Source organism: Rufibacter sp. XAAS-G3-1, assembly GCF_013623775.1.
In the GTDB taxonomy this organism is placed as follows: Bacteria; Bacteroidota; Bacteroidia; order Cytophagales; family Hymenobacteraceae; genus Nibribacter.
In genome coordinates this window covers 201795-227713 of sequence record NZ_JABFAM010000009.1, presented here as the reverse complement: position 1 = coordinate 227713, position 25919 = coordinate 201795, and the positions used below count along the sequence as shown (strand labels likewise).

General features: G+C 50.8%; 15 protein-coding genes. 6 read left to right on the top strand and 9 right to left on the bottom strand.

Annotated elements, in window-relative coordinates; all coding sequences use genetic code 11:
* Positions 1-412: 412 nt before the first annotated feature.
* Positions 413-1903, bottom strand: a complete 1491-nt coding sequence (locus HHO50_RS12515; protein WP_181306391.1) for a restriction endonuclease subunit R — start codon at positions 1901-1903, stop codon at positions 413-415.
* Between the two features lie 76 nt (positions 1904-1979).
* Positions 1980-5345, bottom strand: a complete 3366-nt coding sequence (locus tag HHO50_RS21560) for a UvrD-helicase domain-containing protein (protein WP_181306390.1) — start codon at positions 5343-5345, stop codon at positions 1980-1982.
* Positions 5346-6429: 1084 nt separating this feature from the next.
* Between HHO50_RS21560 and HHO50_RS12505 the strand changes: the two genes are divergently transcribed.
* Positions 6430-8373, top strand: a complete 1944-nt coding sequence (locus HHO50_RS12505; RefSeq protein WP_181306389.1) for a DEAD/DEAH box helicase — start codon at positions 6430-6432, stop codon at positions 8371-8373.
* 668 nt (positions 8374-9041) lie between these two features.
* Here the strand turns inward: HHO50_RS12505 and HHO50_RS12500 are convergent.
* Positions 9042-10280: an NAD(P)/FAD-dependent oxidoreductase gene (locus tag HHO50_RS12500; RefSeq protein WP_181306388.1), complete on the bottom strand. Its 1239-nt coding sequence runs from the start codon at positions 10278-10280 to the stop codon at positions 9042-9044.
* Between the two features lie 73 nt (positions 10281-10353).
* Positions 10354-11181: an SDR family oxidoreductase gene (locus HHO50_RS12495; protein WP_181306387.1), complete on the bottom strand. Its 828-nt coding sequence runs from the start codon at positions 11179-11181 to the stop codon at positions 10354-10356.
* Positions 11182-11247: 66 nt separating this feature from the next.
* On the opposite strand from HHO50_RS12495, the gene HHO50_RS12490 reads away from it, so the two are divergent.
* On the top strand, positions 11248-12741 hold the full coding sequence (locus tag HHO50_RS12490; protein ID WP_181306386.1) for an NAD(P)/FAD-dependent oxidoreductase: 1494 nt from the start codon (positions 11248-11250) through the stop codon (positions 12739-12741).
* On the opposite strand, the gene HHO50_RS12485 is transcribed toward HHO50_RS12490, so the two are convergent.
* Entirely contained in the window at positions 12730-14706 is a 1977-nt protein-coding gene (locus HHO50_RS12485) for a tetratricopeptide repeat-containing sensor histidine kinase (RefSeq protein WP_181306385.1), read from the bottom strand. The two genes, HHO50_RS12490 and HHO50_RS12485, sit on opposite strands and share 12 nt — an antisense overlap.
* Before the next feature lie 589 nt (positions 14707-15295).
* Between HHO50_RS12485 and HHO50_RS12480 the strand changes: the two genes are divergently transcribed.
* A complete protein-coding gene (locus tag HHO50_RS12480) occupies positions 15296-16186 on the top strand; it encodes an SDR family oxidoreductase (protein WP_219921533.1) in 891 nt (296 codons plus the stop codon).
* Between the two features lie 106 nt (positions 16187-16292).
* Here HHO50_RS12480 and HHO50_RS12475 read toward each other — a convergent pair whose 3' ends face one another.
* Together HHO50_RS12475 and HHO50_RS12470 are read right to left on the bottom strand one after the other, a co-directional pair.
* Positions 16293-18560: a S46 family peptidase gene (locus HHO50_RS12475; RefSeq protein WP_181306384.1), complete on the bottom strand. Its 2268-nt coding sequence runs from the start codon at positions 18558-18560 to the stop codon at positions 16293-16295.
* A gap of 1095 nt (positions 18561-19655) precedes the next feature.
* On the bottom strand, positions 19656-20093 hold the full coding sequence (locus HHO50_RS12470) for a YkvA family protein (protein ID WP_181306383.1): 438 nt from the start codon (positions 20091-20093) through the stop codon (positions 19656-19658).
* A 315-nt stretch (positions 20094-20408) separates the two neighbouring features.
* Here HHO50_RS12470 and HHO50_RS12465 point away from each other — a divergent pair, with 315 nt between their 5' ends.
* On the top strand, positions 20409-20933 hold the full coding sequence (locus HHO50_RS12465; protein ID WP_255478718.1) for a DinB family protein: 525 nt from the start codon (positions 20409-20411) through the stop codon (positions 20931-20933).
* A 122-nt stretch (positions 20934-21055) separates the two neighbouring features.
* On the opposite strand, the gene HHO50_RS12460 is transcribed toward HHO50_RS12465, so the two are convergent.
* Positions 21056-22432 (bottom strand): PhoH family protein, encoded by a 1377-nt coding sequence (locus HHO50_RS12460; RefSeq protein WP_181306381.1) that lies wholly within the window; start codon positions 22430-22432, stop codon positions 21056-21058.
* A gap of 315 nt (positions 22433-22747) precedes the next feature.
* On the opposite strand from HHO50_RS12460, the gene HHO50_RS12455 reads away from it, so the two are divergent.
* Together HHO50_RS12455 and HHO50_RS12450 are read left to right on the top strand one after the other, a co-directional pair.
* Positions 22748-23254, top strand: coding sequence for a toxin-antitoxin system YwqK family antitoxin (locus HHO50_RS12455; RefSeq protein WP_181306380.1), 507 nt, complete (start codon positions 22748-22750; stop codon positions 23252-23254).
* A gap of 199 nt (positions 23255-23453) precedes the next feature.
* Positions 23454-23939: a toxin-antitoxin system YwqK family antitoxin gene (locus HHO50_RS12450; RefSeq protein ID WP_181306379.1), complete on the top strand. Its 486-nt coding sequence runs from the start codon at positions 23454-23456 to the stop codon at positions 23937-23939.
* Between the two features lie 293 nt (positions 23940-24232).
* On the opposite strand, the gene HHO50_RS12445 is transcribed toward HHO50_RS12450, so the two are convergent.
* Entirely contained in the window at positions 24233-25519 is a 1287-nt protein-coding gene (locus tag HHO50_RS12445; RefSeq protein WP_181306378.1) for a citrate synthase, read from the bottom strand.
* Positions 25520-25919 lie beyond the last annotated feature (400 nt).

Here is a 25919-nt window from a genome sequence, read left to right as displayed (position 1 = left end):
TTATGTGAGAACAGATGACCGCTATTTCTTAAGAAAGCGGAAGCGAAGCAGATAAGGTTTTGCAGATGATGAGCCCTCAGTTCGTTTATAGCCTGTTTTTATAAAAACGGCTGAGAAACAGGTTGGGGCTTTCTTTTGCCTGACTGGAAATCTAACAAGGAATTTAAATTTGGCTGAACTTAGCTTTAACCCTGTTTGGAATATTATTGCTTGTACAAGCATCTGCTTGTGTCGGCCAGCATTGGTGGGTTTATGAATGTTCTAATTTGGTCTGATTGGGCTATGCCCGATAGCACATTTGAAAAACTGTTTTCGGCCTGTTTTGGAGAAACAAGGCTGAAAACAGTTTTTATCTGAAACAGAGGCTCAGGAATATGTGCGTACACAAGCAGACGCTTCTGCCAGATGGGGCTTAGTTACTTTTCCCTATCAGCTTCTTCACTAGTGCGAAATTATCTGGTTGTTCTAATTCTCGCCAGTATTTCTTTGTGTAACTGGTTCTATCAAAACCTTCATTTTGCTTTAAGTAAATCCATATTGCTTCTTTGTCTGCAATAACTAGAATTTTGGCTGAAAGCCTTTGCCCGTAGGACCATACTTGTTTAAATGTGTCTTCCAGTTCTTTATTATTTTTTATCCAAAACTTTGCTTCTATAAGCATAGATGCTGTTTCATAACCTTTTTCTTTCTTAGTCAGAAAAGCATAGTCTGGAAAGTTGCGTTCTCCTCTTCCCATGCGAACTGATAACTGCCTAACCCAGTCATCTGGCGTGAATCCTAATTGCTGCAATAGAGGTTCAATTAATGACACTTCTACTTCTCTTTCATTTGCAAGTTCTTTATTTATTGTAAATGTGTGACTGTAGAGTTGAGGAAGCCCATCTATAGAACCTCCTTTATCAACAATCATTTGCTGAAGTCGCGAATAATCTTCAGAGGTCAATGGCCAGCCGTTTACGCCTTGAAAGTTTTTCCTCACTAAAGGATGCTTGCTAAAATAAGCATCTCCTTTTAATTCATTCAAGGTAATTGGAGAGACTTTTTCCCCTTGGCCAATGTATATGTTACTGTAATAATGAAAGAAGGGGTCTGCTATTCCGTCTGCTGTAGCTCGCCAGATTGAATGAATATAGCTCCGTGGGGCCAAACAATACATTACTATAATGTCACCCCGTTTGGTATCAATGTTTCCTTGCCAAAATGAGGTGCCATTATTTATGATGCTATCTAAAAAATTAAAATCACCTCCCTTTCCGTTTGCTCCAACCATCCAGACTTGCGTGGGTTGTGGTAAGTCTGTTTCAATGGTTCCAGATTGAGAAATATAATTTGGAGCAAAGTCATACAAGAAAGCACATAATTCGCTAGGAGTTAAATTATTATCATTTCTTAACTCTAAAAATGATTTACATAAAGTCCAATAATATCTCGTTCTTTCATTTCTATATCTCTTTAATGGAACAGGCGGAATTTCTATTCCGAAGGTGTCTGCTATTCTTGTAAGAAGTTGGGATTTGTTTTTAAAGAAGTAAGGAGTATAGTAGTCTGGATAAATACAGTATAGCCAAGTAGATAGGACAGGAATAAAACTAAGAAAGTCAAAGGTGTCAGGAGTTAATTCTTCCTTGGTGCCATCTTCAAAGGTTAAAGTAATTCCTTTTTCAATTATCGTTTCAAAAAGATATTCTGCTTGTTCAAAGGTAAGTTTTTCAGGTAAAATAGGCTTGCTAACAAATTGTATAAGCTCACTAACAAAGTCTGCCATATCTTTTGAACTAAGATGAAATTCACCAATATGTTTTATCAGAATATCGTCTAACAAACCATCTGTGAAAAGCTGAATTGTTTCCTTGCCTTTTGTTGATTCTTTGTAATTATTCCAAATGAATTTATTCAACTCCATATAAATTTTAATTTAAAGTTATTATTAAATTATCTACAATCGGCTCCATTTTTCCCAAAACAAGTCAAAAACGCCTCTACTTCACAACTTCCCCCACATACTCCCATTCCTCCACGCGTTCCTCTTCAAAATAATACACCACGCACGTAATCTTACTGAACACCAACTCCCGGAACAGCGCCGCATACGAGTTCAGGTTCTTGGCGTATTCTGGTTGGGCGGGCGGTAGTTTGTAGTCAATGAGCGTCACGTCGCCGGTTTCCCCGAACACGATGCGGTCTGGTTTGTAGCGGTTGGTGCGCACGTCCAGCACTTCGCGCTCGTTCTCCACGGTCACGGCCCGGCTGAAGTAGCGCTGCATCTGCGGGTGTTGGAGCACGTGCTGCACCATTTGGGTGAGGGTAGGCAGTTCGCGTTGCGAGATGATGCCTTGGTGCACCAGTTGGCGCAGGGCTTTGGGCGTTTCCTCGGCGTAGGTGATGCGCGCCAGGGCGTAATGCAACTTGCGGTTCCAGCGGCGGTGTTCCTGCTGGGTCTCAAAGTCGAAGACGTTGTTGGCGTGCTGCTTCAGCTTCAGGTTCTTGGCCCAGTCCGCGGAGGTGAATTTGTCCAGCACGTACACGTCCTCAGTCACCGGTTTGTGGCTTACCGCCTGTTGGGGCCCTTTGGCCAGTTGGTAGCAGTGGGTGCCTTCCTGCCAGAGTTTTTTACTTTCCAGAAACTTGTGCAGCCAGTAACTCACGTTTTTCTGCGCGCCGCCCTTGGTGAAATTCTGCCCTTTGGCAATGAGGTACAGCCGGTCCACGGGACGGGTGAGGGCCACGTAGAGCATGTTCAGGTTCTCAATAAAAGTCTTTTCCAGCTTCTGGGTGTATTGCTCACTGAGGGCGGTCTGCTCCAGTTTCTTGTTCAGCGTGACCACCGCCGTCCGCAACTTGCTGTCCCCCGCCACCGAGGCAGGCAGCGTGCCCCACAGCAGGGTAGAGGTCTGCGGCTCCAGGCTCCAATCACAGAACGGCACAATCACCACCGGGTAATCCAGGCCCTTCGCCTTGTGGATGCTGGTGATGGTAATCGCGTCGCGGTCTTTGGGCGTGTTGATGCTCAGGTTCTCCTTGTGCAGGTCCCAGTATTCCAGAAAGTTGTTGAGGTTGTTACTGTGTTTAAGCGTGTACTCCAGCACCAGATCCAGAAACCGGAACAGGTACTCGCACTCGTTGTTCTTGTCCAGCAAGTCAAACACCCGTATCAATTTCTCGGTGAGTTCATAGATAGACAGGTTCCCGGCATCGCGGTACGCCAAATCAAAGCCCTTTTCCTGTAAATAGGCAAAAAACGGGTCTACGCTGGGGTTCGTGGCCAAGGCCGCAATCTTGTTGGTGGTCACATTGTCGGGCAACTCCTGGTGCACCACTTTATAGACCAGGTACAAGGCCTGCGAACGCGCCAAACTGTTGCCCGGCTGGTTCAGAATCCTGAAGAAGGAGATGATGAGGTTGATGACCTCGGCGAACTGCAAGGAAAGGGAATCCTGCGAAATGATGTCGTATTTCTTCTGCTTCAGGAAATTTGCCACCAGCTTGCTGTTGCGGTTGGTGCGGCTCAGGACGGCAATATCGCGCGGCGCGTAGCCATCGGCCTGGGCCTGCTGCACCATCTGCAAGACCAGTTGCAGCGTGCTTTCCTGGTAGGAGAGGAGGTCGTCTTCGGCGTAGCCTTCGTAGATTTCCTCCGTGCGCGTGCATGCGTCCAGGTCGTACTTGCGCGGACTGTCCTCGTCCTGCGTAAACAAAATTTGCAGGTGTGCTTTTCCGGTTTCCTTGCCTTCCGGCGATTGCTGCTTGAAGTTTTCGTCATAGATGGCCTGCAGCAACGGAAACTGCGGATTCTCCTCACTGATATACCGGAACAGCTCGTTGTTGAACGTGATAATCTCCGGGGCGCTGCGGTAATTGGTGCTCAGCAGCTGCGGCGAAATAGTCCAGCGCAGGGTGTCATAACGGGGAGCTACGTTCTCCTCAAACCGTGAGTTCTGGTACAGGTGCTGCGTTTGGTTGCGGTGCAGGTGCAGAATCTGCTCCATCTCGCCGCCGCGCCAACCGTAAATGGCCTGCTTGGCATCGCCCACCACCATGTTAAACCCGCCGCCGCTCAACGCGTTCTCCACCAGCGGCAACAGGTTGTTCCACTGCAGCACCGAGGTGTCCTGAAACTCGTCAATCAAGATGTGCTGGTACCGCTCGCCCAGCCGTTCATAGATAAACGGGATGGGTTCCTGCAACACAATCTCCGTGATGCGCTTGTTGAACTCCGAGATGTGGACCAGGTTCTTGTCCAGCTTTATCTCCTGAATGCACCGCTCCAACTCACTCAGTACACTCAGTTTGTACAGGTGCGGCAGCATGGCCGCGATGATGATGTGGTTCTGCGTCTCGCGCTCCTTCAGTTCCTCAATGCCGCGGTAAAGCTGCGCCAGCCGGTCTTTAATCTGGTCCAGGCTTACCTTAGCCCCGGTGCTCGCCTTCGCGCTGGGCCACTTGTCATCATTCACCGTTTTGGTGGCGTTGCTGTTGGAAATGGTGATGTCAAAGGCCGCGTTCCACTTCCGGAAGTAGGAGTAGATGCCGTTCTTGCCGTAAGACATTTCCTCGGGCATAATGTGGTGCGTGTCAATCAAATTGCTTGCTTCCTGCGCCAGCAACTGAATCTGCTTTTCAATCTCCAGTTTCTGGGTGTAGAGCGAACTCCGTATTTTCTTGAAGTCCTGTAAGGTCAGCGTGCCGATGTCCAGCAGATGTTCATAGGTCTGCTCGTTGAGCAGGTGCCGTGCGAACTCCGCCAGTTCCTCGGGCAGGTTGTTCCAGCTTTTGCCTTCGTCGGCTTTCTCCAGGGCGTATTGTTGCAAGGTTTCAGCCAGCAGCTTGTTTTCATCGCGGGTATTTACTTTGTTCAGAAGCAGACTCACGGCGGTGCTCAGCAAGGTCTTCGCGTCCATGTCCACCTCAAAGTTATGGGGTAGCTTCAGCTCCGTCGTAAACGCACTCACCACCCGGTTCACGAAGGAGTCAATGGTGCTCACCGCAAACTCCGAGTAATGGAACAGCAAATGGTCGAACACCCGCGCTGCCCGTCCGCGTAGTTGTGCTTCGGTTAAGTCTGGTTGCTCATACTCGGTCTTTATCTCTTCTATTATGTTCAACAGTAAGTTGTCGCTGTTCTTCTGCTCCTTCTCCGTTTGCTGCGTCTCATTGAACCCGCGCAGCCCCCCCAAAATGCGGTTCTTCATTTCCTGGGCCGCATCATTGGTGAACGTGATGGCTAGGATGTTCTTGTAATAGGAGGGGTCCTCGCTCTGCAACGCCAGCTTCAGGTACTCTTTGGTGAGTTGGTACGTCTTGCCGGAACCGGCCGAGGAGGAGTATATTCTAAAGGTAGAAGGCACTTGGGTGAATTAAGAATTGGGAATTAAGAATTAGGAATTTCGGCAGAGCCGAGGGTAATAAGGCGTTCTGCTGTTTTTGGGCCGTTTTGACGAAAATAGGTAAAAAAGAGGAGAGAGGGGAAGGAAAAGTTCTTCTAAGGAAGAGTGGTTTGGATAGTTGTTTTTTCTGCAGTTGGCCGATGCCTTGGACTAGCGGCCTTTTGTGTGGGTTTATGCGCTGTGTTGTTTCCTTTTGTGCGGTAAGCACTCACTGCCGCGAGGCTGCGGCCGAGATCGCTAACCTTTAGGCGCTCAGGCGGAAGGCGGGAAACGGATAAACGCAGCCAGACCTCACAGGTTTTGAAAACCTGTGAGGTCTTCGTATAGAGATGCAATACCTTGCGTCTTCCATCCTAGCGGGGATTTACTTTTAAAAAACATCTTCCTGCTACTCAAGAAAGAACCACTCGCATTCACTGGCACGAGTCTCTGACTCGTACCTATGGATAATGGGTAGTCTCCAGACTACCCTCGCCGCTAAGCAGCGACAGACGCATTGCCTATCCTTCTATGGCGCGGATTTACTTCCGTGACTTTCGATAATGCATCCATAAGCCACGGAAGTAAATCAGCGCCATAGTAAGTCCAATTAAAATAACAAGAGCTCACCTGCAAGCTTCTGCTCCTTTCCCCAGTTCCAGTCTTCCCCGAGCGCTTACCGCCAAAGATGAAACAATACAGCACTTGCATCCACGCAGTAAGCGGACAAGCCGAGGGAACAGCAAACGGCAGGCACCCACCAATCCCTCCGAAGAAGCCAATTCCAAACAGAGGCCAAAGCGCAGAAATAAACCAATAGGGATATAAATGGAAATAAATCAATTCAGGCTATTTTATAAGGGTAGTTTCTCTTCTATATTAGGAACCCACTATTTTTTTGCGTACCTTTGCAGCACAATACACGCCGAGACTTCGTTGGTCTCAATTTTTGGCAATAAGGCACTTCTCAAGCAAACCTCTGTGCGGATTCCCGCAACGAAATCTTGATAAATGACGAATACCCTAGGGCAGGTGTATTGTCTTTTAATCACACTATCAAAAATTAATGGAAAGAATTAAATTCCAGGAGCTTCCGTTGTCGGAAGAAATCCAGCGCGCTATCGTGGACTTAGGCTACGAAGAGGCTTCTCCTATTCAGACTGCTGCTATTCCGCTCTTATTGGAAGGCCGCGACGTAATCGGACAAGCCCAAACCGGTACCGGCAAGACTGCCGCTTTCGCGATCCCTACTATTGAAGGCATTGACCCCAACAACCGCGAGGTACAGGCGTTGATCCTTTGCCCAACCCGTGAGTTGGCCATTCAGGTATCAGAAGAGATACTGAAACTAGTTAAATACAAAAAAGGCATCAGCGTAGTGCCTATCTATGGTGGTCAGCCCTATGACCGTCAGTTACGCGCCCTCAAGCAAGGGGTACAGATCGTGATCGGGACGCCCGGCCGCGTGATGGACCACATTGAAAGAGGAACCCTTCGCCTGGAAACCACCAAAACCATCATCCTAGATGAGGCCGACGAAATGTTGGACATGGGTTTCAGGGAAGACATTGAGTTTGTGCTGACCAAGATGCCCGAAAACCGCCAGACGGTATTCTTCTCGGCCACCATGAGCAAGCCCATCATGGAGCTCACGCGCAAGTACCAGACCAATCCCGAGATTGTGAAGGTAACGCAGCAGCAGCTCACCGTGACCAACATTGAGCAAATCTACTTTGAAGTACGCAGCGGCGGCAAGATGGAAGTAACCACGCGCCTCATTGACATGTACAATTTCAAAGTGGTGATCATCTTCTGTAACACCAAACGCATGGTAGACGAACTGGTGAGTAACCTACAGGCTCGCGGCTACTTCGCCGATGGCTTGCACGGTGACCTGAACCAGAACCAACGTTCCAACGTGATGGGCAAATTCAAGGCCGGTACCCTGGAAATCTTGGTGGCGACCGACGTTGCCGCCCGTGGTATTGACGTGGACAACGTGGAAGCGGTGATCAACTATGACTTACCGCAAGACGATGAAAGCTACGTGCACCGCATTGGCCGTACGGGCCGGGCCGGTAAATCTGGCAAGGCGTTCTCGTTCGTGGCCGGACGTGACCTGTACAAACTGCGTGACATTGAGCGTTTCACCAAAGCGAAAATCATCCGTCAGAACGTACCTACCTATGAAGATGTAGCCGAAGTACGCACTACCTTGGTTCTTGACCAAGTGAAAGAGGTAATTTCCAAAGGTGGCCTGGCCAAGCATATTCTTAAGATTGAGCGTTTGGTGGACCAGGATTTGACCACCATGGACATTGCGGCCGCGTTGCTTAAAATGGTGATGAAAGACACCAAAGCCAAAGAGAAAAGCGCCGAGGCCGGTGAAGCCAAAGGAGGCCCGAAAGAGGGCTTTGACCGTCTTTTCGTGACTTTAGGTAAAAAAGACCGTTTGCATCCTAAGGATCTGGTGGATATTCTAACCAGTAACTCCAGTATCCCCGGAAACAAAGTAGGTGACATTGACCTGTATGACCGCTTCAGCTTTATTGAAGTGCCAACTGAATATACCGCTGAAATCCTTCAGCAACTTTCCGTAACTGAAATCAACGGCATGACCGTGAAATTCCAGAAAGCCGAGAAGAAAACCATGGATCCAGCCGAAGGCGGCCGTGAACTGCAGGAGTTGGAAGACCGTCCTAGAAAGAAATTCTACGACGGGCCGTTCAACAACAACCGTGGTGGCGGTGATCGTGACAGAGGTGGCGACCGTGGCGGAAATCGCGGCGGTGGTTACGGTGGCGACCGTGACCGTGGTGGCGACAGAGGTGGCTTCGGTGGAAACCGAGGTGGCGGCTACGGCGGCGGCGACAGGGACCGGGGTGGTGATCGCGGAGGCAGAAGCTTCGGTGGTGGCGACCGTGGGGGAAGAAGCTTTGGCGGCGGCGACCGTGACCGGGGCACCAGCGGCGGTGGCGGCTTTCGGGAAAGAAAAAGAAGAGATTTCTAAAATATTTTTCCAGAACCATAACCTTAGCCAAAAGCGCCCCGTATAAATCAGGGACAGAGCTTAAAAGTTAATAAAGGGTTTAGTATCTGTTTTAAAAAAATCGCGGTCCAGAAGAGACCGCGATTTTTTTTGTGCCTACCTCAACCGTTTAGAGGCTGTTTTCCGAAAAGTAGGGCAAAAATGGGGGTGTTTGTACAGCTTCCGTAACCTTCTAAAGGTGTTATCTGATTGCTCTTTCCTGTTTTGTTGGAACCGGAGCATAGAGACACAGTGGCTTTCCAGAGCGCGGATTTTCTTCCGAGACTTTCCTAGATGGTAAATCTGCGCCTTGGAAGGATCAGCAATGCGTTTGTCGCTGCCCCGCAGCGAGGGTAGTCTAGGAGACTACCCATCGAGACTCGCGCCAGCGGGTATAGCAGGCTCACAGGTTTTCAAAACCTATGAGGTCTGGCTTCCCATCCCATACAATCCGTTTCCAGCCTTTCGCTTGAGCGCCTAGAGCTCGACCCGGTGCCGCGGAAGCGGCAGGCCTGAGGGCTAGGCGAGAGATCACAGCGCGAGGGTGGAAGGCGGGGCCTCGCGGCCGTGAGCGCTTACCAGATAAATGAAACATTAAAGCCATTTAATCTGCTAAAATCGGCAAGCCAAGACATCAGCCATAATATACCTTAAGAACCAGCCATCGCCTTCCCCGCCAAATACCCACCCGTCCAGGCCGCCTGAAAGTTAAAACCGCCGGTAATCCCGTCAATGTCCACCACCTCACCCGCAAAAAAAAGCCCCGTCACCAAGCGACTCTCCATGCGTTCCAAGTGCAACTCCTCTAACCGAATACCTCCGCAAGTCACGAATTCCTCTTTAAAGGTCGTTTTCCCTTTCACCTCAAACGGTGTCCGGAGTAAGTGTTCAATGAGTTTGTTCTGGGCCTTTCCGGCTAATTCTGACCATTTCACACTTTCGGGCACCTCAGACAGTTCGCAGAGGCGTTGCCAGAGGCGGCTGGGTAGTTGGAAGAGCGCGTTGGTGAAAACGGTTTTACGGGGAGAGATCTGCCGTTGCTGGAGGATCTGGTGGCGTACCTGTTCTTCGGTTGAATCTGGAACCCAGTTGACCAGCGCCGTTCCGGTATAGGCCAGTCCGTGCATGATTTTGGCCCCCCAGGCCGAGAAGCGCAATACCGCTGGGCCGCTGATTCCCCAGTGCGTGATGAGCAAAGGGCCTTCGGTTTCCAGTTTCTGGCCGGTTAATTTGATTTTCGCCTTCGGTACAGAAACTCCCTGCAGGTCTTTGAAAGGCGAGGAGGGAACATTCAAGGTAAACAGTGACGGAACCGGAGATTCTATGGTATGGCCCAACTGCTGCAGCCATTGGTAACTCTCCGCTTTGGAACTTCCGCCGGTGGCCACCAACACTCTGGAAGCAAGTATTTTCTCCCCAGTACTTACGTGAACCTGAAACCGCTCCTGAGCAGCGGCTTCGGGCTGTACCTGAATTTTATCTACTCCGGTGCTGGTTCTGATTGTGACACCTGCGTTCCGGGCCGCTTGCATCAGACAGTCCACAATGGTTTCTGAGGAGTTGGATTGCGGAAACATCCGGCCATCGGCTTCAGTTTTCAGTTTCACGCCGCGCTTTTCAAACCAGGCAATGGTGGCTTCGGCACTAAAGAGCGGGAGCAGTTTTTTCAGGGCTTTCTGGCCCCTGGGATAATGCTGGGAAAATGCGGTGGTCTGGAAACAGGCATGGGTTACATTGCATCGGCCGCCGCCCGATACCCGCACTTTAGAAAGCAATTTGGAGGTCTTCTCCAGTAAGATCACCCGCAGGGCAGGGTTGGCCTGGGCACAGGTAATAGCCCCGAAGAAGCCGGCCGCGCCTCCTCCAATGATAACTACGGTTTCTTGCATCTGTTTTTCGCTTTCTTTCACAAAAATAGGCAAAAAACGGCAGTCTGTCTTTTAGCACGAACCCATCGGAAAGCTAGAACCCGGGAGAGCCCAGGCATTGCAGCGGATCTGGAAACTGGAAAGTATAGGGTAGTTCCTGTTGGATAAGATCACTGTTGATGCGCTTGTATTTGTCTTCTGCCTGGGGGGCAAAGGACGGGGGGGTAAGCGAAAGTCGCCCGGCGGCGTGGGTGTAGAATTCTCTTCTGGAAGGATGCTCCGGAGCGCAGGCATTGAACGTAAAGCCCCATTTCTCCTGCTGGATGATGGCCGTGAGCAGCCCCACACAATCCGTCAGGTGAATCATGTTAACCGGGGATTCGGGTTGGGGAACCTCGGTCTTGCCCGCCAGAAATCTTCCCGGGTGGCGCGTGCCGCCCATCAGTCCGCCAAACCGCACGAGGGTGGATTTTTTATCTGGTACACGCTGCACCAGAAACTCGCTCCGCAACATGAGCGAAGAAGCGGTGGCCGTGGCAACGGCATCCGTTTCTCTGACTTCGCGGTTCAAATCTGGGTACACCGAGGTGGAAGAGACGAACAGAATGGAGGTTAGTGCTGGCGGAGCAGCTTCCAGTACCCTTTCAAGTAAAGCCTCATAAGCGTTTGTTTCATTGGAAGATCTGGAAGGTGGAATGTTGAAGACCAGTACATCAGCAGCCAGAAAATTCTCCAGGTCTGTTTTGGTGCTGTTTTCCGGAAAAGAGAGCAGAAACGGCTCAATCCCTTTGGCCCTAAGAAGGGCCATTTTGCCGGGAGTAGTGGTAGAGCCTTTTACCCGGAAGCCTAGTTTCACCAGTTCCTGGGCCAGGGGCAACCCCAGCCAGCCGCATCCCATGATACTGATCGTTTTCTGCTTCATTTTGCAAAGAAAGGCCTAAAACGAAAGCACCGCAACAAAACAAAGCCGTTTTGGTTCTTGGAGTACATGGAAACTCAACAGGTACAGGTGGCCGTCATCGGCTCTGGTTTTGGCGGACTTACGGCGGCGGCGTTGTTGGCGAAGGCGGGCTTGCAGGTGGCGGTGCTGGAACAGAACAATTATCCGGGCGGCTGTGCTTCGTCCTACAAACGGAAAGGCTATTGGTTTGAGACCGGTGCCACCACGGTGGTAGGCCTGGATGAGGACATGCCGCTTTGGTATCTGCAGAAACAGCTTGGGGTATCCTTGCCGCTCCTTAAGCTGGAAACTCCTATGCAGGTGCGCCTGGCAGATGGGACGCCCCTTACCCGTTTCCCTACCCTGGAGGAGTGGATTATGGAAGCTGAACGCGTATTCGGGAAGGAGGGACAGCGGCCGTTTTGGGAGGCTTGTTACAAAATCAGCCAGAACGTGTGGCGTACCTCTCTGCGGCAGGTAAGTTTCCCGTTCAGTTCGCTGGCAGATCTGTGGCAGGCGGCAAAGACGGTGCGGTGGGAGCAGTTGGGGTTGGTGCCGCTGGCCTTTGAGACCATGCAGGACATGCTGGCGCGCTATGGGTTGCTGGCGAATGAGCAGTTTGTCTCTTTTGTAGACCAGCAGTTGCTGATTACCGCCCAGAACTACCACCCCCAGGTGAATGCGCTTTTCGGGGCCACGGCCTTGTGTTACACCCTGTACGGCAATTACTACATTGGGGGCGGAGTGCGTCAATTAGCCGAAGCGATTGTGCAGTACCTGGAGCAACAGGGTGGGCAGATGCTGTACCGCCGGGTGGTGAAACAGATTTCTCCTTCTTCTGGTGGGTACCTCCTTGCCACAGACAAAGGGCAGGTAAAAGCGGAATTTGTGGTGTGTGGCGTGCCGCTGAACAATGTCTCTGCGCTCTTTCAAAGTGAAAAGGTGCAGGAGAAACTCAGGAGGTATTTGCTTTCGGCGGAAGAGGTCAACGGGGCCGTCACGTGGGGAATCGTTTTCGAGCGTAGCTCCAGAACCCCCAACGTGTTGCACCACCAGTTGCACGTGCCGGGCGGTGTTCCGTTTCTAAACAGCCAGAGCATCTTTGTAAGTTTAAGCCACCCCGAAGACCTGCAACGGGCCCCAGAGGGAATTGTTGTAGCCTCAGTGAGTACGCATGTGCCCAACCCGAACGCGAACTGGGTGCACCAGAAGAAAGAGCTGGAGCGGTGGGTGGTTCTTTTTTTGGTTGAGCGGGGCTTCTTTGACCAGAGCCAGGTACGGTTTGTGCAGGCCGCCACGCCCGGTGCCTGGATTGAGTGGACGGGGCGGGAGTGGGGCCAGGTGGGAGGCTACCCGCAGTACAGGCGCATCAAGCCGTGGCAAATGAAAGATGCCCGCCTAGACGGAAAGAAAGCCTACGTCTGCGGAGATACCGTGTATCCGGGCCAGGGAATACCCGGGGTGTGCCTGAGCGGGATTATTGCCGCCCATAAACTGTTACGGGACAATTTTGGGAAAACGGCCAACAAACTACACCAATGATTCCTGCTCTGAGGCAGCAGGGGAGAGGGCTTCTTCCGGGGCAAATAACTGGCAAGCAGGCACCGTGAAATGGAAGTGGGAGCCAACTCCTTCTTCGCTTTCCACCCAGATCTCGCCGCCGTTTCGCTCTATGAACTCTTTGCAGAGCATCAGCCCCAGGCCATTACCCTTCTCGTTGGCGGTGCCTTTCTCTTTGAAGTGATTCGGGCCGAAGAGTTTCAGTTGGTTTTCGGGGCTGATTCCTACGCCACAGTCTTTCACCGTGATCACCAACTGGTCTTCGTCTGACCCGTGGGCCATCACTTCCACCACGGCCCCTTCGTGGCAAAACTTGATAGAGTTAGAAAGTAGGTTTCTGAACACCAGCTTCAGGGTTTCTTCGTCTACCAGAGCCCAATGTTCCTCTGAAACGCTGTTCTGCAGGGAAATTCCTTTCTTTTGGGCCTGCGGTAAAAGCAGACGAATGTTCTGTTCCACCAAATCACGCAATTGATAGGGCTCCGGTTCCAGCCTCACCCCCTTCATCTGGATTTTAGCCCACACCAGCAGGTTGTCCAGCAGACCCAGGGTGTTTTGCTGTTGGGTTTCCAGCTCTTTCACAAACCGGTCTAGTTTCTCCTGCGGCAGTTTTCCCATAGAGATCAACTGCAACAAAGACTGCAGGGAGATGAGCGGGCTCCTTAAATCATGGGCAATAATGGAGAAGAGAAGGTTTTTCTGGTGGTTCAGTTTTTCCAGTTCTTCTTTCTGCTTGTTGATGTTCTGGTTTTTCTCCAGAATCATCTGGTTGAATTCAGATAGCTGTTGGTTCACAGATTTGGCTCTTCTGCGGCCTTTAAAGAAAATGTACGCCAAAACAAGTGCCACCAAAAGCAGAATACCGGTGGTGTACTGGATAAGCTCTCTCTGCAGCAACTTTTCTTTCTGAAGTTCGTGTACCATCCGCAGGCGGTTATTTTCGGCTTCCTTTTTCTCCAGTTCATACTTGGCGTGCATTTCGGCCTGGGCTTCGCTTTGCTCTCTGTTCTGGAGACTGTCTTTGTAAGCAGCGTGCAGGGTGAGGTACCGGTGGGCCTGGTGGAAGTTCCCCTGGGCCAGGTAGATCTCGTTCAAAAGCCAGGCTGCTTCCTTCACCCCGTCTGGGGAGGGTACCTGCTGGGAAATCTGGAGGCTTTTCTGGGCAAAGTTGACCGCCTTGGAATACGCTTGGGCCTGGAGGTAGATTTGGGCCAGCGAACGGTAGATGTAGATTTTGTTTATCTCATTGCGGATTTCTTCACTAAGAGCGAGGGAGTTATGCAGGTGAGTCAGCGCTTTGTCTTTCTCTCCCAGTTTAGAATAGATGTTACCCAGGTTCAGGTCACTTAAGGCTTGGTCAAATTGGTCACCCCCTTGCTTGATTATCTCCTGTACCTGCAAGTAATAGGTTAAGGCCATCTCGGGCTTTTGCATCAGCTCATAGGTAGCCCCAAGATTATTAAGGGTAGTACTGATGGTGTTCTCCCGGTTCATCTTCTGCCCAATGGTTAACGCCTTCTGGAAGAAATCCAGGGATGTGTCAAAGTTCTCCTGCCCGCGGTGAATATTTCCCAACGCATTGTAACTGGAAGCCATCCCAACTGAATCATGCAGTTCTTCCCTTATTTTTAACGCTTTATAGGTATAAGCTGAGGCTTGCACCAGGTTGTCCAGCCAGTAATGGCCAATGCTGATGTTGCTGAAGGCTGAGGCCAGTTGTTTCCGGTCATTGATCTGCAAGGCCAGTTCGGCCGCTTTCTGGCCGTATAATACCGATTGCTTAGGATCTACCTCACGGTAATACTCACTAATGAGGTTGAAGAGTTCTACCTTTTTCTGAGGAGATGAGGCGCGTTTGAGCTCCTGCATGAGTACCACGGGAGTGCGGCCCAGAAGTGGGAAGGCGGCCAAACTGAACCAGAAGAAAAGAAAGTACAATTTTTTCATACACGCACAGAGGGGCACTTTAACACAACCACGTTTGCCGCAGACAGTTTACTTGAACGGTAGCACTTTTAAAATACCTACAAATAGGTAATTCAAATAAGCCCTTAGGATGGAACAAAGCTCCCTGCCTACTTGCATTTATCTGTACCTAAAGGTATTATTTTTCAGGGTAATTCGTAGAGTGTGTTCAAACTTTGTCTTTCGTGCTGCAAACGGCCATGGGAGAACTGCCTGCGCGCTTTCATCGCCTTCGCAGTGCTGCTACGAGGCTCTGAAACCGCTTTCGCAAGACCTTACTCTTGCCAGTTGAGCTTACGAGCCCCAAATTTAAACATAAAACCTGTTTAGAGTTTTTCATTAATCGCCCTTTAAAGCAATTCCTCTGGTGCAATTGTCTGATTATGCCACCATTTTTGGCCTGTTTTTATGAAAACAGCCCAAAAACAAGCGGTTTATCTGTATACTGCCGCAAGCATCTGCTTGTAACCCGTTTCTAGGTTACTTTTATGAAAACAGGCATACAACTCTAAACAGCTTCATGCTCTAAAATAGCACAGAACTATTAACTTACACCCTCAGATATAAAACTATGGCTACCTACACAGAACCAATGTTGCGCGACGGAGCGCTGAACGGCAAAACCATTGTCATTACCGGGGGTGGTACGGGCCTGGGCAAATCCATGGGCCTCTACTTTCTCAAACTGGGGGCCAACCTGGTCATCACCAGCCGCAAAATGGAAGTGCTGGAGAAAGCTGCCCAGGAAATGGCCGAGCAAACGGGCGGACAGGTGCTCCCCGTGGCCTGCGATGTCCGCAAGCCGCTGGAGGTGGAAGCCATGCTCCGGGCCACGCTGGAAAGATTTGGGGCCGTGCACGGATTGTTGAACAACGCCGCCGGAAATTTCATCAGTCCCACCGAACGGTTGTCGCCCAAAGCCTTTGATGTGATTGTGGATATTGTCTTGAAAGGCAGCTACAACTGTACGCTTACCTTAGGCAAACATTGGATTGATCTGCAACAGCCCGGCACCATCCTCAACATTGTCACTACCTACGCCTGGACGGGTTCGGGCTACGTGGTACCCTCTGCTACCGCCAAAGCGGGAGTATTGGCTATGACCCGTTCGCTGGCCGCCGAATGGGCCAAATACGGCATCCGTTCCAACGCCATCGCCCCGGGGCCTTTTCCCACCGAAGGGGCCTGGAGCCGTTTGTTCCCAGAGGCACTGGCCCAAAAACTTGATCCTTTGAACCGAATTCCGGTAAAACGTTACGGCGAGCACCAGGAATTAGCCAATCTGGCGGCCTATCTCATGTCAGATTACTCAGCGTACGTGAACGGCGAAGTGGTGACCATAGACGGCGGCGAATGGCTGTACGGCGGCGGCGAGTTCAATTACCTGGATCAGGTGCCGCACGAGATGTGGGATACCATTGAGCAGATGGTGCGCGGCAAAAAGACCGACGGAAAGGAATAAAGCCTCCATCTCTGGCAGGCGTTTCCATTTTCAACCGCAAGAGCATAAAAAAAAAGCCCGGAGCGTTTCCGGGCTTTTTTGGTAAAAGGAGGGTAAAAACAAGCGCTTAATCTGCTTTGACCTGCTGCTTTTTGTTTCGCTTCAATTTTAGCGCAGGCTTGGCTTTGGAGTTTGCCGGAGCCGCATCTTGAGGGCCGTTGTTCACCAGCGTCATTTCTTTCACCAGATGGCCTGCCCCGGCGAATTTGTCTACAATGAACAGGAAGTAGCGGGCGTCCATGCTAATGTTACGTACCCGGTCTGGGTCATACATGATGTCAGACATGGTGCCTTCCCAGTTGCGGTCAAAGTTGGTGCCTATCAATTCGCCGCGGGCATTGATGACCGGTGAACCGGAGTTACCGCCGGTGGTGTGGTTGGAGGCGATGAAGCCTACGGGCATCTGTCCGTTCATTCCGTACGGGCCATAGTCCTTCTTCTGGTACAACTCTTTCAACTTGGCAGGAACCTTATAGTCAGGAATGGTAGGGTCTTCCTTCTCCATGATTCCTTCCAGGGTGGTGTAATAATCGTACGTCACGCCGTCGGCGGGTTTGTAGGAGTCTACCTGTCCGTAAGAAACCCGTAGCGTGAGGTTCGCGTCTGGGTAGAACTTTCGGTCTTTCTGCATTTCGCGCAAGCCTTGCAGGTACGTGCGGTTTAACAGCGTGTTCTGGTCATTGAGGGCGGTGTACGTAGGCAGAACCTTGCTGCGGTAAACGGTAGAGAACCCATGCATCAACTGAACCGCTGGGTCAGCCATTAACTTAGTGAGAAGCTGGGCGGGGGCAAGTTGCAGCAGGCTTTTCACCTTTTCCGCAGAGGACAGGTTTGAGTTGGCGTACACCTCATCGGCGTACGCCGTCCAGTTGCCCTTGTGCTGTTTGGAAACGGTCTGCAACACCGCCGGGTGGAACTGCGGGGCTAGGTCGTTGGCGTAGAGTTGCAACAGGGCACTGAATACTTTTTTATCGGTGGCCAGGTGGTAGTTCTTGAAGAAACCCGCCGCCGAGGTACGTAACCGGTCTACCTGCTGCTGGATTTCAGGAGAAGCGGCGGTGGCTGTACCCGCCTGTTGGATTGTGGCCGCCAGGTTTAAGTAGTTTTGGGCGTAGTTTAGCAATTCTACGCCTAAAACAGCTTCGTTGAAATAGTCACGCGCCAGGGTAATGCCCTTCGCCAAGGTGGCGTAATTCTGTTCAAACTGCGGCAAAACCTGGCTGTAGGTGGCTTTGCGGCCGGTCTCCTGCGCTACCCAGTTGGCGAACTGCCGCTCTAAGGCCTGTTTTTTGGCAATGGCATCCAGTTTTTTGAGGCCGCGCATTTCGCCAATCCACTTTTTATGGGCGTTGCTCACGCTGGCGTATTTGGCGGCATACTGGATGCGCACCTTCGGGTCAGCTTTCATGTCCTGATCCAAAATGCCTAGTTTCACCGTGCGGATTTTCACCTTGGCCGGGTCAGAGATTTCGGCAATTTCGCGCACGGCCTGGGAGGGCAGGTACTCGGTGGTTCTGCCCGGAAACCCGAAAACCATGGTGAAATCGCCCTGCTGGATACCGGCCAATGAAATGGGCAGGTGGTGCTTGGGCACGTACGGTTTGTTGTTGGGCGAGTAGGCGGCCGGTTTGTTGTCTGGCCCGGCATAGATGCGGAACAGGGAGAAATCGCCGGTGTGGCGCGGCCACATCCAGTTATCGGTGTCGCCGCCAAACTTGCCGATGCTTTCAGGCGGAGCGCCCACCAAACGGATGTCTCTAAACGTTTCGGTCACGTACATGTAGTACTCGTTCCCGTAGAAGAACGGCCGGATGATGGCGTCATAATGCGTGCCTGCCGTGGTCTGCGCCTGTACCTTTTTGATGTTGGCCTGTACCCGTTGCTCGCGTTCGGCCTCGGGCAAGCCTGCTGGCACATCGCCCAGAATCTGCTTGGTCACGTCTTCCATGCGCACTATGAACGTGGCGGTAAGCCCCGGATTTGGCTTCTCCTGATCGCGGGTCATGGCCCAGAAACCGTTGGTGAGTAGGTCGTCTTCTACCGAGCTGTGCGACTGGATCTGGCCGTAGCCGCAGTGGTGGTTGGTGAGCAGTAGGCCCTGGTTGGAGATGATCTCGCCGGTACACCCGCCGCCGAACTGCACAATGGCGTCTTTCAGGCTTGATTTGTTGATGCTGTAAATGTCTTCGGCGGAGAGGCGCATGCCTTTTTTCTGCATATCGGCTTCGTTTAGTTGCTTAAGCAACATAGGAAGCCACATCCCCTCATCGGCAGAGGCAGAAAATGAACTGATGGCCATCAACACCCAAAGACAGAGTTGTTTGCGGTTAAACATACGTTAGTCTAGGTTTGTGATCTCCAAAAATACAAAAACGAAGGGAGTAGCGGGTAACACATGGCAAGATTTAGTATTTAGGGGCGGCGGGTGGAGCAGGAGGGATTTCTCTAATGCCGCTATTGGTTCTATTTTAGCCTCTGCCTGGAAGTGGCTTCTTTGGAGCAGTTAACAGGTGTATGCCTTGCGGTTGACTTGGGTTTAGCCGATTATTCCTGTATTAGCCGGTGCACGTCTTTTGCTGATCCCATGGCTACTCTGTTCGTTTCGTGGGTGCAAGTGCTGTATTGTTCCATCTTTGGCGGTAAGCGCGCACGGCCGCGAGGCCCCGTCTTCCCCTCTCGCACTGCCCTTTCGGCCTGGGAGGTCTGTCTCCCTTAGCTGATGTTCATTCAGGGCCAAAAGCGAGGCGCGCTCGGGGAAGACTGGAACTGGGGAAAGTAGATAAAGTAGTAGCAGGCAGTTAGTATACCCAATCCCGCTCTTCCGGAGTTCCACTCCGGAAGCAACCTGCCGGGGAGTTCTACTCCCCTTCTTTTGCCCGTGGTTCCCGGCGGAGTGGAACTCCCGAACAGCAAGATAAGTAAAGGTGGTAGCGGTTATGCCAACTTGTGTTTACGTCCTTCTATTTGTTTTCTGGCGCAAGCGGACGCACGCATGGCTGATCTTTTGCATGCTTAAGGATTTGATCTGATGGGGCACTTTTCACTTTTACTCTTTGAAACGCTGTTTTCAGTGTATTTTTAAGAAAGGAGGCTGGAAACAGGTTTTTCTAAAACAAAGGTTCAGGAATGTGCGCGTACACAAGCGGATGCTTGCGCCGAAACCAATGGAAGAAGGTAAATATTAGCAGTTATTGGTTGTAATGCCTGTATTTCCCTGCAAAGGCTAATTTCCCTCCTCAGAGGGGCAGGGTGGGTTCTGGCGCTCCCATTCCCTTCCAAGTGACATACATCATTCCAAAGGTGGTCTAAAGTTAGCACACCGGCTTTGCCGAAGGCTCAAACGCAAATGTCCCGTTTTGAGGCTGTTTTTAAGGAAACAACCCCAAAACGGGACAAGAATTTGGCTGTGCAGTTCGCGGGAGACCGTAACTTACGAGTGCCCCACGGCTACGGTGCCTTCTTCCCAAACCTGGAATCTCTGTAGTTCGTCCTGAAACGCAGAGATAAACCACGCCATCAAACTAAGGTCATCGGCAAAGCCGATGATGGGAATAAAGTCAGGGACTAAGTCTATGGGCGTGACCATGTACAGCAGTACGGCTACTCCCAGCAGCATAGATTTGGTGTCTACATTGCGGTAGGTGCCCTTGTAATAGGCCTTCACCAGCCTGATGAGGCGGAACATGATGTCTCTAATCTGGGCAAACCCACTTTCTGAACTGTTGGCGTCTTTCAGTTTATCATAGGCGGTGGTGAGCAGCAAGCCCACCTTGACCGGCTTTTTCATAATCCCCGATGCTCTGGAGATCAGGAAATTGAAGAATACGTTTTTAGAAATCTGTAATCCTTTGTCTGCTAGTGAGCTCATATCGGTATGAAGTTACGTCGGTCAGTTTTGCCACTTATACGCACTCAATCTCCCGCCGGATACCAAACCCCTGTTTTTCGCCTGTTTTCCGCAAAACAGCCCTAAAACGCATCAGCAAAACTTCCTCTCCGCGGGAGAAGGGCTAGGGGGCCGCTAGAAAAGATAAAAAGAGTGAGAATATGGGTTGAAATCTACTACCATAAAACAGCGATGCCAGGGTAATTCAATAAACACCTACGGCCACTGAGCCAACCAAAGAGTTGTAATTTAGCCCAGGTCTTACGAACTTGATTTTCTACTTCAGAAACAATGCTTATGATCTCAAAACCACAACCCGGCGAATACAACGACTATTACCATAAGTACATTGAGAGCCTACCCGCGCAGGCAGACATTCTGGATTTCCTGCAAAAGCAACGGCAAGACGTGGTGCAGCTATTGGGCCGGGTAAGTGAGCCGGAGGCCGACTTCGCCTATGAGCCCGGTAAATGGTCTATCAAAGAACTGTTAGGCCACATGAACGATACCGAGCGGATTATGTCTTACCGGGCCCTCTGCATTGCCCGCGGGGAGCAGAGCGCCTTGCCCGGCTTTGACGAAAATGTATACGTCACCAACGCCTATTTTAAGGAGCGAACCCTTAGCGGGCTTTTAGCCGAACACCAGATTGTGAGAGAAGCCACCCTCGCGCTCTTTGACACGTTACCAGCCCCCGCCATCTCCCGAATAGGGAATGCCAACGGCAGTCCTGTCTCTGTGGCGGCACTTGCCTTCATCATTGCCGGTCATGAACGCCATCACCTGAATATTCTCAAAGAGCGGTATCTGGTGAAGCTTTAAAGCGTTGTTGGTTGCTGGTTGCTCATTGTTATTGATTTAAGCAGTTTTGCAGAAATTGGCCTTGATAGGCGATCTTTTTACTAAATTCTATAAACAACCAGCAACCAGCAACCAGCAACGCTTTAAAGCAACTGATTGGCTAGGTTTGCCAGTTCAGAGCGTTCGCCGCGCTGCAAGGTCACGTGGGCGTAGAGCGGGTGGTTTTTCACTTTGTCAATGAGGTAGGAGAGGCCGTTGCTTTGGCTGTCCAGGTACGGGGTGTCTATCTGGTAAATGTCGCCGGTGAAGATGATCTTGGTGTTTTCGCCGGCGCGCGAGATAATGGTTTTGATCTCGTGCGGGGTTAGGTTCTGGGCTTCGTCCACAATGAAGATGATGTTAGACAAACTCCGCCCGCGGATGTAGGCCAGCGGCGTAATCACCAGGCGGTCGTCCTCCACCATTTCCTTGATGCGGTTGCTTTCTTTGCTGTGTTCGGGGAACTGGTTCTGGATGAATTTAAGGTTGTCCCAGAGCGGTTCCATGTACGGTCCAATCTTGGAGTTCACATCACCGGGCAAGAACCCAAGGTCGCGGTTGCTGAGCGGAATGATGGGCCGGGCCAGGTAAATCTGCCGATACGTTTCCCGCTGCTCCAAAGCTCCCGCCAGCGCTAGCAACGTTTTTCCCGTTCCGGCCACGCCCTGGATAGAGACCAGTTTGATGTCTGGGTGCAGGATGGCGTGCAACGCAAAAGTCTGTTCGGCGTTGCGGGGTTTGATGCCCACCGCGTGCAGCTTGTCTACGCGCTCCAGGAGCCGATCTTGGGGGTTATAATACGCTAAGGCAGAAGACTTGGCGCTGCGCAGGATAAAGTAATGGTTGTCTAAGGGCGGGTTAGGCATGGCTTCTTCCACGGGACATTCGCCCTGCTCGTACAGCTTGGAGATGACGGAATGCGGAATATCCTCCACCAGATCATTTCCGCGGTAGAGGTTGGTCACGTTCTGGATTTTGCCGGTCTCGTAATCCTCCGCCGACAAGTTGAGGGCCCGGGCCTTCAGCCGAAGGTTGATGTCTTTGGTCACCAGCGTGACCCGGCAATCCGGCATTTCGTGCTGCAGAGACAGGGTGGCGTTCAGGATTTTGTGGTCGGCTTTGTCTTCGTTGAAAATCTTTTCGGCGTCAATGGGCGAACTGGTTCCCATCAACACCTTGAACCGCCCTTTGTTGGTGCCCTCCAACGGAATCCAGGTCTGGAGCATGTGCTCGGCCGAGAGGTTGTCTATGAACCGGATGAACTCCCGCGCCTCAAAGTTCTTGATGTCATTCCCTTTCTTGAAGTTGTCCAGCTCTTCCAGCACCGTAATAGGTATGGCGACATCATGCTCCCCGAAATGCTCCACGGCGCTGTGGTCGTAGAGAATGACGGAGGTGTCCAGGACAAAGGCTTTTTTCAGTTTAGGCGCCTCAGCTTTCGGCTTGGCGGCTCGTTTTGGGGTAGTGGTCGATTTCTGCACGCGAAGGAGATTGAGAGTGGAAAAAAGCTAGGCAAAGAAGCAGATCATTGATACCTAAGATGGGGATTATTTCGTTTCAAAATAGAAAACAGCCCTATTAAATTTCTGATACTTAAAATCAATTGAGTTAAAATGACTTAACATGTATTACAGGGCATTCCAGGCATTCTTGAGGCACGCGCCGAAAAGGGGTAGTGTTTTACCAAGACTGTACTGCTGAAATAAGAAGACTCTAGGGTGCTTATTCCATCTGTTTTCCGCTTGAACGCTCAACCGTACTTCCTTTTCTTCAGCTTATTTTACCTCAATACTTCTATGGAAAAGACTCAAAAACTCCCTCTTCTCCACATAAAAGTCGGGCTAACGCTAAGTCTGACCCTGGGGCTATTCTTTACCAGCGAAGCCGCCTCTGCCTGGCCCTGGAGCTGGAACCGCTATGACAAAGCACAACTGAAAAACGGCCGTTGGCGCACCTTCCATGACTATGAAGAAAAGGTGGTGCATTACAAAGGAAAGTACCGGCACGGGAAAGAAGTGGGCCTCTGGAAAACCTATACCCCAGACGCAAAACTTTATTTCACTGAACGCATACAGCGGCGGAAAAGGAGCTATAAAACCGTTTATTACCACCCCAACGGCAAAGTCTCCCACAAAGGCATGGCCTACCTGCGGGATGCCGAAAACGGCGGCGTCCATTTCTATTGGGACGGCGATTGGGAATATTTCGACCAGAATGGCCAGCCTTTGGGAATCAAGACGTTTGTGAAAGGCAATCCCACCACAGATCTGCCGGTCTTGAGCAGCATCAGAAAATCAAAGTAGCAGAAAGCCGAGAGCAAGTGTGCAGTCCTTTTTCTCATTAGGAGAAGGATTTGGGTAGCCACGAGGCTTTGCTTGACCTCTGATACACCTCACCACCAAGATCCTTTTCTTTTTTGAAGATTATTGCTGACTTTGTGCTACCTGTACTAAAAGCGTACGGGCAACCAAAACAATCCATCTCATTTAAGAATAGCGGCTTATGCCGAACCTCAAGAAAGCAATACTGAACAGTGCGTTATGTCTGTGTCTTTTGGTGCCGTTCAACAGCCAGGCCATTGTCTGGCCCTGGAAGTGGAACCAGGTGAACAAAGAAGGGAATAGACAGGGGAAATGGCGGGCTCATTATGACCACAAACCTGATCAACTCATGTACACCGGTAGGTTTAAGAATGGAAAGGAGCGAGGAACCTGGAAAACCTATTCTGACCTGGGAAAACTGGAAAGGCTGGAGAAGTACGAGCCCCTACACAAACGCATCAAAACCACTTTTTACCACGCTAACGGCAAAGTTTCGCATGAAGGGCTGGCCTACCTCTTTGAGGATAACAAGCTCTTGATGTACAAGTGGCACGGCGATTGGCAATACTATGACTCCACCGGTACCTGGCGCGGCTGGAAGTCCTTCCACCGGGGCAAAGCTTTATCTGCTGAGCCGATTCCCACCAAAAAGAAAGAGTCTGAATAAAACTAAACACGGAGGCCGCAGCTTAGAAAGCTGATACTTTATGCAAAAAGCGGTGATCTCAGCCCCTCTGCAAGGGAGAGAAAAACCCCACTGATGCATTTTGCGGCTGTTTTGCAGAAAACAGCCGCAAAACGCGGAAACCTGTGAGGTCTCCAGAGCGACTCACCAGGCTCGCCGTAAATCACGAGCAGGAGGGCGCAAGGTCAGTTAGAAAGCTGATAGTTCCGCCACCTAAAAAGAGAAGGTCAGGCAAATTTGCCTGACCTTCTCTTTTTAGGTGGTTGTCTTAAGGACTAGCGCTCAGAGATAGAGGTGTAGTCGCGCTCTGTGGCACCGGTGTATACCTGGCGCGGACGACCGATGGGCTCTTTCGCTTCGCGCATTTCTTTCCACTGGGCAATCCAGCCGGGCAAACGGCCCAGGGCGAACATCACCGTGAACATCTCGGTGGGGATACCAATGGCGCGGTAGATGATACCAGAGTAGAAGTCTACGTTAGGGTACAGTTTGCGCTCCACAAAGTAAGGATCAGTCAAGGCCGCTTGCTCCAGTTCCATGGCAATGTTCAGGATGGGGTCATTGATGCCCAGGGCGGTCAGTACCTCATCGGCGGTTTTCTTGATGATGGTGGCGCGCGGGTCAAAGTTCTTGTACACGCGGTGCCCGAAGCCCATCAGACGGAACGGATCGTTCTTGTCTTTCGCTTTCTCAATGTATTTCTTGGAGTCCCCGCCATCGGCTTTGATGGCTTCCAGCATCTCAATCACCGCCTGGTTTGCGCCGCCGTGCAATGGGCCCCAAAGGGCGCTGATACCGGCAGAAACCGAGGAATATAAACTGGCGTGGGCAGAACCTACCAGACGCACGGTAGAAGTAGAGCAGTTCTGCTCATGGTCGGCGTGCAGGATCAACAGTTTGTTCAGGGCGTCTACCACCACCGGGTTGATTTCGTACTCCTCTGTAGGGTACGCGAACATCATGTGCAGGAAGTTAGAGCAGTAGTCTAGTTTGTTTTTGGGGTAGTTCACCGGGTGACCCACTGAATTCTTGTAAGACCAGGCCGCAATGGTAGAGAGTTTCGCCATCAACCTGATGATGGAAAGGTCTACCTCTTCTTTGGTCTGGTTTGATTTCAGCGATTCTGGGTAGAAGGCGGTAAGCGAGCTTACCAAAGCAGAAAGAATGCCCATGGGGTGCGCCGCAGACGGGAAACCGTCCAGGATCTTCCGCATGTCTTCGTTCACCAGCGTATGTATTTTGATCTGATTTGCGAAATGATCCAGTTCTTCCTGGGAAGGCAGTTTGCCGTAGATCAGCAAATAGGCCACCTCAATGAAAGAAGATTTCTCGGCCAGCTGTTCTATCGGGTAGCCTCTGTAGCGAAGTATTCCTTGCTCACCGTCCAAAAACGTGATGGCACTTTCCGTGGCCCCCGTGTTTTTGTAACCCGAGTCAAGGGTAATGTAACCAGTTTGCGCGCGTAAAGCATTAATATCAATGGCTTTCTCGTTTTCAGTACCCGTCACAATGGGTAGTTGGTACGATTTGCCCTCAAGAGTTAGTTCAGCAAAATCAGACATATTACTTCTTTAAGTTTGTTTAGTTAGGTTGTTGCGCCTCGCGGCGAAGTTAGCCAAAAGCACCATAAAATGAAAAGCGTTATGCATTACGTGCTTTTACGCCCACCTGCTTTGTTGCACAGGAATTGTCCGTTTTGTTGCACAGTCCATTTCTAGGTCTTTAGTAAATGCAATCAATAAAGCAAGAGAAAGGGCATGAGCAGTTATATCACTTCATATAATAGTACTTTGGTGAACAGAAATTAACGGCTTCAAGATAGAGACACCGTCGGTTTTCCGCCAATAAAATTTGCTATTTTTTTAACGCATTTCCCCTAAGTAAGAACTGAAAGCCTTGCGTAAAGTTCTTGCTAATTTTCTAAAACAAACAATCGTTTGACCTTTTACTGTTGAAGAAATC